This window comes from Nocardia nepalensis (assembly GCF_048910785.1).
GTDB lineage: Bacteria > Actinomycetota > Actinomycetes > Mycobacteriales > Mycobacteriaceae > Nocardia > Nocardia nepalensis.
Genome location: NZ_JBKBET010000031.1, coordinates 226,097 through 238,434 on the forward strand (window position 1 = coordinate 226,097; position 12,338 = coordinate 238,434).

Below are 12,338 nucleotides of genomic sequence, written 5' to 3' on the forward strand. Positions count from 1 at the left end.
GTCAGCCGGGCTGGATCAGCGTGCGCTTGAGGATCTTGCCGGTCGCATTGCGCGGCAACGCATCGAGGAAGGTGACATCGCGTGGCACCGAGAATCGGCTCAACCGGTGCCGAATGTAGTTGCACACCATGTCCCGGTCCAGGCCGAACCCTTCCCGGGTCACCACGAACGCGGCCAGGCGCTGGCCATACTCGGGATCCGGGACGCCGACCACGGCGACCTCACTGACCTGCGGCAGATACGACAGCGCCTCCTCCACCGGCCGCGGAAAGACATTCTCGCCACCGGAGATAATCATCTCGTCATCGCGGCCCGCGACGAACAACCGCCCCTCGACGTCGAGATAGCCGAGATCACCGGTGTCGAGCATGCCCGCGGATTCGGTCGGCGGCGTCGCATCGGTATAGCCGTCGAAGAGCATGTGATTGCTGACGAAGATCCGCCCGGTCACCCCGCGCGGCACCGGCCGCAGATTCTGGTCAAGCACAGCGAGTTTCGTGCCCAGCGGCGGCCGTCCGGCGGTGGTCGGCGCGGCCCGCAGATCGACCGGATCGGCGATGGTCGCCCAGGACACCTCGGTCGAGCCGTAGACGTTGTAGAGGATATCGCCGTAGGTGTCGAGGAACCGCTGCACGGTCGTACCCGCCAGCGGCGCACCGCAACTGGCCACCACCCGCAGGCTCGAGGTGTCGTAGCGATCGCGAATATAGGCGGGCAGATCCAGGATTCGATTCACCATGACCGGAACCACGATCATCGCGGTGACCTTGTGCCGGTCGATCAGGCGCAGGCAGTCCTCGGCATCGAAGCGCTCCGGCAGCACCACACTCGCCCGGATCGCGGTGCTGATCTGCAGCGCGGCCAGACCCCAGGTGTGGAACAGCGGGGACGGGATGAGCATGGTCTCGTCCATCCGCAGTGGGATCCGCGACAGCAGCGCGGCCACGGTGTGGAAGCCCTTGGGCTGCGGGCGCTGCGCGCTCTTGGGTGTCCCGCTGGTGCCGGAGGTGAGCACGATGAGCTTGCCCGGTTGCGGCGGTTTGGTGAAGGTCGGCGCGTCGAGTGCGATGAGATCGTCGACCGTATTGCGATGCGCCGTGCTGATCCGCCCGGTGGAAAAGCGCGGCACCTCCGGCGCGATGTAGTGGATGAGCGGCTCGAATTCGTCGTCGAGGAAGATCGCCGACAGACCGTGCCGGTCGGCGACGTCCTCGATCTGCCGGGCCGAGAGCCCGGTATTCAGCAGGACCGTGTCGACGCCGAGTTTGCCCGTGGCGACCATGCATTCGACCATCGCGACCCGATTGCGCGAGAGCAGCCCCACCTTGTTGCGCGCACCGACCCCGAACATGGCCAGGGCCGAGGCCAGTTTGTGCGAACGCGCGTGGATGTCGGCGAAACTGTAGGCGACGTGCTCGTCGGCCACGGCCAGCCGCTTCGGTGAATGCCCGGCGGCGGCCGCATAGCCACCGGCCAGGGTGAAGCCCCATTTGGCCAGACCACCCATCTGTTTGAGCGCGCGGTCGGGCCGATAGGTGCGCACGACGCCGGTCTGCACCATCTGCTTGAGGGTGCCCACCTGATGGCCGACGGCGGAGTCCTCGCCATTGACGATGACCGAGGTCGGCGCACCCTGGATCGCCTCGGTCACCCGATCCAATCCGGCAATGGTCCAGTCGACCACGGCGGCGTTGTCGTAGTCGGCGATCGCCGGATGGATCCGGGCCGCACCGAAATACGTGACGGTGACCCGGGTCCGGTCCTCCACATCGCCACCGCGCAACCGCACAGCGACAAAGCTGCCGAGGCCGGGGCACTGGAGTTCGAAGGTCTGGCCCTCGTGGCCGACGACGAGCCGGACCGGCGGTGCGGTGATCGGTGTGTCCGCCGTGCCCCCGCGGAACAGCAGAACCGGATGCGTGTCCGAGGTTTCGGCTCGCTCGCATACGCCGATTCCCAGGAACATCCGGGAATAGGTCTGCGGGTCCATGAGCAGGTCCCACAGGGGTTTACGTGCGACTTCGAACTCCGCATCGACATTGATGACGTCCGTGACCAACTGCTTGCATTTCTCGTGGGCCGAATCAATGTGACTGAGACGGCGTTGTCAGGCATTTGTACCCAGAGGTAACAGATAGGTCAAGTAGTCGACGATTGCCGGAAGATTGCCGGATGGTCATCGCCCGCGAACCGATTCGCGCAGGCCATGCGGCATTGCACAATGTGATCTAGAACGCTTCGTGCGCCGTCATTGCGCGGAGCCTGGGAAACCGGGAGCAAACATGACCGCCAGAGCAGATCTCGAACATCAGTTGGGCGGCCCGGTCGCGGCCCTCGATCAACTCTCCGATGCGGAGGCCGCCGAACTGCTGGTGATGCTGCGCGAAGCGCGCGAAGCCGAGACGGCCGGACTCGCCGACGCCGTCGACGGGTTGGTCGGCGCACTGCCCTGGCCGCTGCGCACCGCCGCCAAGAAGATCATGTTCGGGAATCGGCTCGGGTGATGAGCGACCCGGTGACCAGGGCACAACTCGTCCTGTTGGCGCGCACGCTACATGTCCCGGCGCAACGCCTGGCGCATCTGGAGAAGCTCGGCGCCGAGCAATTGCACGAACTGCAACAGCGCATGGCGCGCGTCATCTTCGACGACCACGCCGTGACCTTCAAGCGGATCAGCATGCTGGTGCCGATCATCCCCTTGAGCATTGCGCTGCCCCTGGTGCAGCGAATAGTGCCGCCGATGATGGGCGGACGCGCGGCGGGCGCGGTCGGCATCGAGCATCCCAAAAAGGCCGCGGAAGCCGTCGGGATGCTGGATCCGAAATATGCCGCCGATTGCGCGCCGTATATCGACCCGCACACCATCGGGAAACTCGCCGATGTCGCCCCGCCCGAACCGATCGTGCGCATCGCCAACGAGCTGATGCGCCGCAAGGACTACATCACCACCGGCCCGTTCCTCGCCTACGCCACCACGCCGCTGATCCGCGCCATCGAGGCGGGCGTGCCGGACGACGAGGGGCTGATGCTCTCGGCCGCCTATGCCTACTCCGGCCCGAATATCAGCGCGATCGTGCGCCAACTGCTGACCGGACCATTGGACCGGGTGCCGCATATCCTCGATACGGTTATCGCCGGTTCCACCGAGCTGCGACTGGCCGCGGCCTCGGTTTTCGCCCGCTGCGACGAGGATGTGGTCGAAAAGCTGGGTGACATCCTGCTCGATATCGGCTCGCCCGAAGCCATCACCGAACTCGCCACCACCTTCATCGAGCATGGCGGGATCAACGACATGCTGCGCTTCACCGCCTACCTGAGCCCATCGGCCCTGGATACCCTCGCGGCGAACCCGATCACCGCCGACCATGCGGCGATGTCGGCGCTGGTCAACGCGCTCGCGGAACAGACCGATCCGACACTCTGGCGCGGCCTGCTGAATCTGGTCGAGCGCACAGATGTCGATATCCGACGCCGAATCGGCGCCAGCCTCCTGGAATTGCCCGAACCAACGCTGACCGCGCTACCCGCGATCGCGACCAAGGGGCACCTGTGGTCCACGCTGCTGCGGGTGCTGGCCGCGGCCGACGCCGACACCCAGGCCCGCCTCGGCCAGACCTGGGCCGAGCTGCCCGCCGACGACCGCGGCCACATCGAGCAGCGCGCCCGCGATCTCGGCCTGTCCACCCGTCTCGCGACGCTCACGGTCACGCTGGATATCTACGGCTGACACTCGGTGCGTCTTCACCGGCCGTGCAACCGAATGCGCACGGGCAACCGGTCTCGGGCCGAACAGCCGCGCGCCGTACGCATATCGGCACCATTCTCCGTGCACGAATGACATACGGCGCGTGACGAACTACACCGGGGTGAAGTCGCGGCTGGCGATGTAGGTCGGACGTGGACCCGGCGCGGCGAACGGCTCCACCAAGGTGTTCTCCACACTGTTGAACACCAGGAAGATATTCGAGCGCGGGAACGGAGTGATGTTGTTCGACGAGCCGTGCATGATGTTCGAGTCGAACAGCAGGGCCGAACCGGCGTGACCGGTGAACTGGGTGATGCCGTAGCGGTTCGCCAGCGCCGCGATGTCGGCGTGGGTGGGCACACCGATCTCCTGTTCCTGCAACGACTCCCGATAATGCTCGGCGGGGGTGCTGCCGGTGCACGGCACGAAGGTGCGATGCGAACCGGGCATCACCATCAGGCTGCCGTTGATCGGATAGTTGTTGGTCAGGGCGATCGACAGGCTGACCGCGCGCGGTGCCGGCATACCGTCCTCGGCGTGCCAGGTCTCGAAATCCGAATGCCAGTAGAAGCCGGTACCACGGAAACCGGGCATGTAGTTGACCCGGCTCTGGTGGATGTAGACCTCGGAGCCGAGCACCTGCCTGGCCAATCCGGCGACCCGGGATTCGCGCACCAGATCGGCGATCGCGCCGCTGAGCCGGTGGACCTCGAAGACCGAACGCACCCGGTTCGAGGACTTCTCCACGATCACCCGATCGTCACCGTGCAGCGCCGGATCACTGGCGAGGCGGTCGATTTCGGTGCTGAACTCATCCACCTCGGCCGGTGTCAACAGCTGCTCGACGATGCCGAAACCATTGGCGTCGAAGGACGCCAGCTCCTCGGAATCGGCCGGACCCCACACGGTCGGATCGGTACGGTCCTGATGCGGACCCGCCGCGGCGAGCCGGGTCGGGTAGCGATCGTCGGTGTGCACCAACGTCATTGCGCCTCCTATCCGCCGATCTGGGCCGCGACGAGCGGGTAGACACCGTTGCTGTCGTGGACCTCCTGCCCGGTGACCGGCGGATTGAACACACACATCATCCGCATCTCGGTGCGCACCTCGAGGCGATGGCGTTCATGTCCGTCCAGCAGATACATCGAGCCGGGCGCCAGTTCGTAGGTGATGCCGCTGTCCAGATCCGTCAGTATCCCTTCGCCTTCGATGAGCCAGACCGCCTCCACGTGGTAGCGATAGTGGAACTCGTGCACGGTCCCGGCCTCGATGGTGGTCTCGTGGAAGGAGAATCCGACGCCGTCGCCACCGAGCACGATGCGCTTGCTGCGCCAGCCGAGGCCCTCGACATCGCGGTCGGTGCCGGTGATCTCCGCGGTGCTGCGCACGATCATCTCAGCGCTCCTGTCCGCAGACGGTGCCGATCGCGCCGGTCAGCAACCGCAGACCGTGCTCGAGCTCGTCGTCGCTGACGGTCAACGGCGGCAACAACTTCACCACTTCGTCCAGCGATCCGGAGGTCTCGACCAGCAGCCCGCGCTCGAAGGCTACCTGGCAGACCTTGCCCGCCTGCGAGGGATCGTCGAAGACCACGCCGTGCACCAGTCCGCGACCCCGCGTCGAAATACCGGGGAAGTACTCGGCGACCTGGGTCAGCGCCGCGCCGACGCGCTGGCCCTTCGCCTCGGTCGAGGCCTGCAGCGCACCATCGGACCAGAAGTGTTCCAGCGCGGTCTGTGCCGTGATGAAGGCCGGGTTGTTACCGCGGAAGGTGCCGTTGTGCTCGCCCGGCGCCCACTGGTCCAGATCCGGCTTGAACAGCACCAGCGCCATCGGCAACCCGTATCCGCCGATCGACTTCGAGAGCGTCACGATATCGGGCGTGATGCCCGCGACCTCGAAGGAGAAGAACGGTCCGGTCCGGCCGCAACCCATCTGCACATCGTCGACGATCAGCAGAATGCCACGCGCAGTGCACAATTCGGCCAGGTGCCGCAGCCATTCCGGCCGTGCGATATTGACACCGCCCTCACCCTGAACCGTCTCGACGATGACCGCGGCGGGGCGGTCGAAGCCCGACGAGGTGTCGTCGAGCACCCGCTCCATCCACTGGAAATCGGCGGTGGTGTTGTCGAAGTAGCCGTCGTAGGGCATATGCGCGGCGTGCACCAGCGGCACACCCGCACCCGCACGCTTGGCGGCATTGCCGGTCACCGACAGCGCGCCCAGCGACATACCGTGAAATGCGTTGGTGAAGCTGATGATCGTCTCGCGCCCGGTGACCTTGCGGGCCAACTTCAACGCTGCCTCAACGGCATTGGCGCCCGTCGGGCCGGGGAACTGGACCTTGTATTCCAGGCCGCGCGGCGCGAAGACGGTGTCGCGCAACGTTTCCAGCAGTCGCCGCTTGGCCGCGGTCGACATATCGAGGCCGTGGGTGATCCCGTCACCGGCGATGTACTCCAGCAGCGGTCGCTTGAGCACCGGATTGTTGTGGCCGTAGTTCAACGCCCCCGCTCCGGCGAAGAAGTCGAGGTACTCCTTGCCGTCCTCGGCGCGCAGCCAGGTGCCCGACGCGGTGGTGAACACCGTCGGCCAGGCCCGGCAGTACCCGCGGACATTGGATTCGAGCTCCTCGAAAATGGTCGTCTCGGCGGTAATCAACGGCGATCCTCCTGCTTTCGGACGGTAGGGGCGATCAGATAGAGGTCCTCGGCAGCGTGGCTGTCCGGGAAGAGTTCGGGCTCGAATAAGGGGTGCTTGGTCATCCGCGCCGATCGGCGGCGCGCGACCGCGGCGAACGTCGCGACCGAGGCCGGATTGTCCGGCGCGATCGTTGTCTCCAGTGTCGAAACACCGGCGGCGGCAACAGTGTCGAGCAGCGTGTCCAGCAGTGCGGCGCCGACACCGCGCCCCTGCTGTTCGCGCTCGACGGCGACCTGCCACACGAAGACCGTCTCCGGCGCCTGTGGGCGCAGGTAGCCGATCACGAATCCGACGACCCGGCCGCCCACTTCGGCGACCACCGAGGTGCTCGCGAAATCGCGACACCACAGCAGGTAGGCGTAGCTGGAGTTGGTGTCGAGGACGCGCGAATCCTTGGCGATACGCCAGATCTGGGCCGCGTCGCCTAAGCGTGGCTGGCGCAGCACCGGCTGCGCGTGTGGCGACGAAACCGGTACGGCCGAAGGGTATTCGGTGACCGACGGATCGATCGTTGCGGTGGACAAGGTATGCAGTGACATACATCTCCCTGGTCGGGTCTGCAGTACTCATCCAGGCTTACGAAGCAACTTTGAGGTGAACCAGTCGATCTCTTTGCGGTTGTATTACGAAAAGATCAAAACTGCAGGCAGTGTCACACTTTTAGCAGGTTTCAGCGCTGCAGATCGAGGCGATAACCAAGGCCGCGCACGGTAACCACGATGTGCGGATCGGAGGCATCGCGCTCGATCTTGGTGCGCAGGCGTCGCATATGGACGTCGACGATCCGCTCGTCGCCGAAAAAGCCGTCATCCCAAACTCTTTCGAGCAATACCGAGCGACTGAGCACTCGGCCGGGCGACTCCGCGAGTTCGCAGAGCAACTTGAATTCGGTGATGGTGAGCCGGATTTCGTCCTCACCGCGGCGCACCGCGCCGCCGTCGCGATCCAGCACCAATGGCGCGTCCGGATGCGCGTCGAGCAATGCCTCCCTTGGCGCCTCCCGCTCCATCGTCAGGCGGGCGCGGCGGCGCAGCGCGCGCATGCGGGCGGAGATCTCCTTGATCTCGAACGGCTTGGTGACATAGTCGTCGGCGCCCGCCTCCAGGGCGGCCACCACATCGTGGGTGTCGTCACGGGAACTGACCACGATGATCGGCACATCGTGTTCGCGCCGGATCTCCCGGATGCAATCGAAGCCGTCCATATCGCCGAGCATCAGCTCGACGATCATCACATCGGGCGCGCCATTGTTGCGCAGATAGGTCAGCGCGTCCTCGGCCTCGTGCGCCTCGGCAACGTCGTAACCCTCGTCTTCCATGGCCGAGCGCAGTGCGCCCCGGACCACTTCGTCGTCGTCAACGATCATCAGGTTTGCGGTCAAGCCCTCATCCCTTGCAGACACGCGGACGCGCGACGCGACGCAGACTCGCGTACCCATAACCGACGCGACAGTCCGCCTTCAAGCACCTTTGCCAACTCCGTGAGTACCCGCACCAGCCATTCGGTAAACGGCAGGTCACGAGCAGTCGGTTAGCGTCCGGCTACTCCACCATGGGTGCCCGAACCCGATTTACGCAAATTGGACGTGATGTGCGCCACATCAAACGGGGCTCACCAATCGTCGCGGTGGGACTGTTCTAGTCGATTGAAGTTGCTCGGCCCGCCGTCGGCCCGGCGCTCCTGGTAGCGGAACATCAGCCGACGCGCGTCGAAGGTGGCGAACCATTCGTCCCAGCCGACCGCGCGCAGCACCGCACCCCCGTATCCGGGAAAGTCGAACCGCAACACGCCGAGGCGTCCGTCGTACTCGCTGCCTGGCATGGTGGCCGGGCGCGCGCCGCGCTGCTCCGCCCACCGCCGGATCACGTCATGATTGCGGGTGACGAGGATGCGACCGGCCTGCTGCGCGGTCTCGGCGCGCGAGATCGACTCCGGCGGTTTCTTCAGCGACCTCGAAGCCCCCGGTCCGGCGTACGAATCTCGGGTGCCCGGTCGTCGCTGATCGTTCATGACGACCTCCTTGCGCGTCGGCATCGTTTGTCCGGTTACTTCACGCGTACCCGCACGTAACCTCAGGCAAACAGTGGATCGGATCACAACGAAACACATTGGGCCACAACATGTTCCCGACAAGTCAATCGCGCAGAGCCTGAGCGCGCAGCTTGCCGAGCGTTCTCGACAGTATCCGGGAGACGTGCATCTGCGAAACGCCGAGCTGATCGGCGATCTGGGATTGGGTCTTGGCCTCGAAAAACCGCATGACCAAGACCTGTCGTTCCCGGTCGGGCAGCTCCTCGATCAGCGGCCGAACCGCCAGATAGTCCTCCACATACTGGTAGCTGGGTTCATCCGCGCCGAGGCTGTCCAGCAGCGGCAATGGGGTGTTCTCGATGTCATCGCCGGCCACCGCGTCGATGGAGCTCGACTGGTAGGCGTTGCCCGCGATGAGCGCCTGGGTGACCTCGACGAGGTCCACCGCCAGCTCAGCGGCGATCTCGCGCGCCCTCGGCAATCGGCCGAGCCGCTGCGCCAGGGCCTCGATGGTGGGGCCGATGCTGAGCTGGATCTCCTTGGTGCGCCGCGGCACGCGCACCGCCCAGGTGTTGTCCCGGAAATGCCTGCGCACCTCGCCCATGATGGTCGGCACCGCGAACGACAGAAATGAGGAACCGCGCGTCACATCGAAGCGATCCGCGGCCTGCACCAGCCCCAAGCGGGCCACCTGCAGCAGATCGTCGAAGTTCTCGCCGCGCCCGGAAAATTTGCGCGCGATATGTTCGGCCAGTGGCAGGCACCGGCCGATCAGCTCCTCCCGCAACATGTTTCGACGGGGATCACCCGGCTCGAGGGCGGCGATCTTCTCGAACAGTGGCTCGATATTGTCGTAGCTGTCGCGGTGCGACCTGGAGTCAGCCGCCATCGCTGCCTCGCGCCCAGCTGAAGTCGACGACTGTCGGATAGCCGGAAACCGCGCTGTCGAACGGCTCCTGCACCGCCGCGATCGACTGGGTCAGGGTGCGGACGATATGCCAGCCGAACCCGGCCTGACCGACCACCGACTCCGATACCGCGACCGATGCGACGTGCACGAACATCTCGTTGCCGTTGTAGGTGAATTCGCAGTCGAGAGTGGAGCCGGGCGTTGCTTCCAGGATCAACGAGGTGGCCACCTCGTCGAGCGCCAGCCGAATATCGACAACCTCATCGATCGCGAAATCCGCGATCAGCGCGACGGTTTCGGCGAGCGCGCGCAGCATGGTCAGCTGCTCGAGCTCGGCGGGTACCCGAACTCCGATCGTCGTTGTCGTCTTCGCCGCCGAGGACTGGGAACTCCACTCCCCCATGCGCATCACCACCTTTTCCTCCGAGCCGACCGAAATCTTCGGGTCGGGGACCATTCGCGACTTACCCGGCCGATCACGATCGAAACATCGCGAGCGGCGGATTATCGAATCAGTCGGCCTCGATCCGTTCATGCGCAGTCAACAGCAGATGGTCGAACTTCGTGCGCAGATCGGCCATAGAATCGGTCAGCGAGCCGAGATCGGCGACCAATCGGGTGGCCAGCGTCCGCAGTTTGATATTGGTCTCCTGCGAACGCCAGCTCAGCACCCGGAACGCCTGGTCGGCGCTGACACCGTAGACCAGCATCAGCGCCCCCTTCGCCTGCTCGATCACGGCCCGCGCGGCATACAGTTCGGGCAGCGCGTCGTCCAGGGTCTCCTGCTGGCGCTCCGCGAGCGCGTCGGTGAGGTCGATGTAGTACCCGGAGGTGCCGACGACCGTATCCGTGTCGTCGTACATCTGATCGGCGACCACGATCACGTGGTGCACCCGGCCCGCGGTATCGATGATGCGGTGTCTACTCGAGAACGGCTGCGCCTTCTCGATCGATTTGGCCAAGGTGTCGGCCACCTGCGCGCGATCCTCGGGGTGTTTGTGCGAGAGCAGCAGCTCGGTGGTCGGCACCACGGTGCCGGGCTCGTACCCGTGCAGCATCGCGACCTCGTCGGACCACTCCCACCGCTGATCGGCGAACCAGAAGCGGAACGTGCCGATACTCTGTGGTTTACCCATGCCGATGACCCGGCCCAGCGCCCGCGCGTCGGCGGGTGAAACCGATCCACTTTCCATCACAGCGCAATTATGGAATGTGACCACCCCTGATGCCCGAACATCGGCTGGACCAGGGACTTAAGTCCACATCATGTGTCGAGCGCGGCGCGCATTGTTGGAAAATCGCAGCACACGGCACGGACGCCGGTGATGGCGAGCACACGGTCGACGTCGCGGCTACCCGTCACGATCCGCACAGCCGGACCGCCGTGAGCGGCCTGCTTGGTGAGCGCGCCGATAGTCGCCGCCGCGCGGATGCTCAAGAATTTGGTGGCGCGCAGGTCGAGGACCACGGCATGGCAGCGGGTGTTCACCGCCCGTTCGAGCATGGCACGGAATTCCGGGAGTGCGGCGGCATCGACTTCGCCCTCCGCGCGGACCACTACGCACTGCTTACGGCGCTCGACGCGTTGCGACCAGAACCGATTCCGTGGTCTTGATCCGGCGCGGTGCTGACCGTCCGATCGAAACTGAAGAAGGGCGGACATATTAACCTCCCAGAGGGATGGCCGATCGTTAGGATCGGATCGCGGGAGGGGCGGCAACGCGGCTTATCATCAGGGCCGCTTCGGTAGTCGCCACGTTGCGTCAGGTGTCGCTACGCCAGTCCCGCTGGCCGGTCCCGTATGGTCTGTCGCCGCACGTCGGACCGGGTTCGGCTGTAGTCTCAACCTCCGTTTAGTCTGGCACGGCGACTGGCTCCGATTCAACTGTCCGATCCGTCTCGGACGCCGCGCCAGCGCCACGGGGCCAGCACCCAGGCCACCACGAACAGCACCGCGACCACTACCCCCGACACCACGCCCGCTATCGATCCCGCGACCGTGTCCATCACCAGAATCGTCGCACCGATCAGCGCGATTCCCAGCAGCGCGATCCCGGCCATGGCGCAGCGGTGGGCCGCGGCGACGACATTGCCCAGCCGATGCCGCCGGAACAGGATCCGATGCCACGACACCGGCGCGACCAGGAATACCGTCGCGCCCATCGCCGCGGCCACCGTCGCCAGATAGAGCAGCCGCATCGGCTCCGACAACGCGGCGAATCCGGCCTGGAACGGGAGGATCAGCAGCGCTCCGATCAGGAATTGCACGCCCGTCTGGACCACCCGCAACTCCTGGATCAGGCTGGCCCAATTGCGGTCGAGTTGTTGGATTTCGGTCTCCTGTCTGGCTTGGCGGTCCCAGTCCCGGTTACCGACGGTCACAGCTCCGCCTCGCTGGCGCTCGGCTCCGCTGCGACCGTTGGTGCTGTGTCTTTGGTTCCCTCGCTACGCTCGGTCACGGGTGGCGCATACCCGCACCGCGCGGGCATACACACGGCGATCTTTGCCCGGGCCCGGCACTGATTCGGCGACCGCAACCCGGGTATGCCGATCGTGACGCCGATGTGATCGGCGGAATCCTTTCGAGGAGGAACGATCCATCATGAGAACACCCGGTAACCGGCGGTGTCGTACCGCGGTGGTGGCCGCGGTCGTAGCGCTCGCGGTCCTCGCGAGCGGCTGCGAAGAGGCCAAGAAAGCGGTCAACAAGGGCGGGGATACCCCCTGCAGTGAATTCGTCGCGCAGGACAAGGACAAACAGCGCGTCACCGTCAGCAAATTCCTCGAGCAGGAACGAAACCGCAACGCACCGCCGACCGACGACCGAACCGTCGATGCCTCGATCGCCGCCATCGAATTGATGTGCACGGCGCAAGCCAATCCTGATACTCCTATTCGCAAAGCCGATCTGACCGGCATCTTGGTGCCGAAGTAGGCGCGTTCACA

15 protein-coding genes are annotated in these 12,338 nt (G+C 65.3%); 3 read left to right on the forward strand and 12 right to left on the reverse strand.

The features are described from left to right. Position 1 precedes the first annotated feature (1 nt). Positions 2-2,059, reverse strand: coding sequence for an AMP-binding protein (locus tag ACHQ4I_RS25945; RefSeq protein WP_420774449.1), 2,058 nt, complete (start codon positions 2,057-2,059; stop codon positions 2-4). A 223-nt stretch (positions 2,060-2,282) separates the two neighbouring features. Here ACHQ4I_RS25945 and ACHQ4I_RS25950 point away from each other — a divergent pair, with 223 nt between their 5' ends. Together ACHQ4I_RS25950 and ACHQ4I_RS25955 are read left to right on the forward strand one after the other, a co-directional pair. Next, positions 2,283-2,504 carry a hypothetical protein gene (locus ACHQ4I_RS25950; RefSeq protein WP_420774450.1) on the forward strand — a complete coding sequence of 74 codons (222 nt, stop codon included), beginning with the start codon at positions 2,283-2,285 and terminating at the stop codon, positions 2,502-2,504. Next, positions 2,504-3,727: a hypothetical protein gene (locus ACHQ4I_RS25955; protein ID WP_420774451.1), complete on the forward strand. Its 1,224-nt coding sequence runs from the start codon at positions 2,504-2,506 to the stop codon at positions 3,725-3,727. The genes ACHQ4I_RS25950 and ACHQ4I_RS25955 overlap by 1 nt, the downstream gene beginning before the upstream one ends. A 129-nt stretch (positions 3,728-3,856) precedes the next feature. Here the strand turns inward: ACHQ4I_RS25955 and thpD are convergent, their stop codons facing one another. The 11 genes from thpD to ACHQ4I_RS26010 form a co-directional block, all read right to left on the reverse strand. Continuing rightward, a complete protein-coding gene (gene thpD / locus ACHQ4I_RS25960) occupies positions 3,857-4,732 on the reverse strand; it encodes an ectoine hydroxylase (RefSeq protein WP_420774452.1) in 876 nt (291 codons plus the stop codon). An 8-nt stretch (positions 4,733-4,740) separates the two neighbouring features. Beyond that, the gene (locus ACHQ4I_RS25965) at positions 4,741-5,139 is read right to left on the reverse strand and encodes an ectoine synthase (RefSeq protein ID WP_420774453.1); all 399 of its coding nucleotides are present in this window, start codon (positions 5,137-5,139) and stop codon (positions 4,741-4,743) included. A gap of 1 nt (position 5,140) precedes the next feature. After that, positions 5,141-6,409, reverse strand: a complete 1,269-nt coding sequence (gene ectB, locus ACHQ4I_RS25970; RefSeq protein ID WP_420774454.1) for a diaminobutyrate--2-oxoglutarate transaminase — start codon at positions 6,407-6,409, stop codon at positions 5,141-5,143. After that, complete coding sequence (ectA, locus tag ACHQ4I_RS25975; protein WP_420774455.1) at positions 6,406-6,990, reverse strand: diaminobutyrate acetyltransferase; 585 nt, start codon at positions 6,988-6,990, stop codon at positions 6,406-6,408. The genes ectB and ectA overlap by 4 nt, the downstream gene beginning before the upstream one ends. A gap of 131 nt (positions 6,991-7,121) precedes the next feature. Beyond that, the gene (locus ACHQ4I_RS25980; RefSeq protein ID WP_420774456.1) at positions 7,122-7,832 is read right to left on the reverse strand and encodes a response regulator; all 711 of its coding nucleotides are present in this window, start codon (positions 7,830-7,832) and stop codon (positions 7,122-7,124) included. Positions 7,833-8,062: 230 nt separating this feature from the next. Beyond that, a complete protein-coding gene (locus ACHQ4I_RS25985) occupies positions 8,063-8,461 on the reverse strand; it encodes a hypothetical protein (protein ID WP_420774457.1) in 399 nt (132 codons plus the stop codon). A 124-nt stretch (positions 8,462-8,585) separates the two neighbouring features. Next, entirely contained in the window at positions 8,586-9,371 is a 786-nt protein-coding gene (locus ACHQ4I_RS25990) for an RNA polymerase sigma factor SigF (protein WP_420774458.1), read from the reverse strand. Then, positions 9,361-9,795, reverse strand: a complete 435-nt coding sequence (locus ACHQ4I_RS25995) for an ATP-binding protein (protein ID WP_420774459.1) — start codon at positions 9,793-9,795, stop codon at positions 9,361-9,363. Before ACHQ4I_RS25995 ends, ACHQ4I_RS25990 begins: the two co-directional genes overlap by 11 nt. A gap of 109 nt (positions 9,796-9,904) precedes the next feature. Continuing rightward, positions 9,905-10,585, reverse strand: a complete 681-nt coding sequence (locus ACHQ4I_RS26000; protein ID WP_420774949.1) for a PAS and ANTAR domain-containing protein — start codon at positions 10,583-10,585, stop codon at positions 9,905-9,907. 71 nt (positions 10,586-10,656) lie between these two features. Further along, entirely contained in the window at positions 10,657-11,055 is a 399-nt protein-coding gene (locus ACHQ4I_RS26005) for an STAS domain-containing protein (RefSeq protein ID WP_420774460.1), read from the reverse strand. Between the two features lie 218 nt (positions 11,056-11,273). Then, on the reverse strand, positions 11,274-11,774 hold the full coding sequence (locus ACHQ4I_RS26010; protein ID WP_420774461.1) for a DUF6328 family protein: 501 nt from the start codon (positions 11,772-11,774) through the stop codon (positions 11,274-11,276). A gap of 256 nt (positions 11,775-12,030) precedes the next feature. Here ACHQ4I_RS26010 and ACHQ4I_RS26015 point away from each other — a divergent pair, with 256 nt between their 5' ends. Next, complete coding sequence (locus ACHQ4I_RS26015) at positions 12,031-12,327, forward strand: hypothetical protein (protein WP_420774462.1); 297 nt, start codon at positions 12,031-12,033, stop codon at positions 12,325-12,327. Positions 12,328-12,338 lie beyond the last annotated feature (11 nt).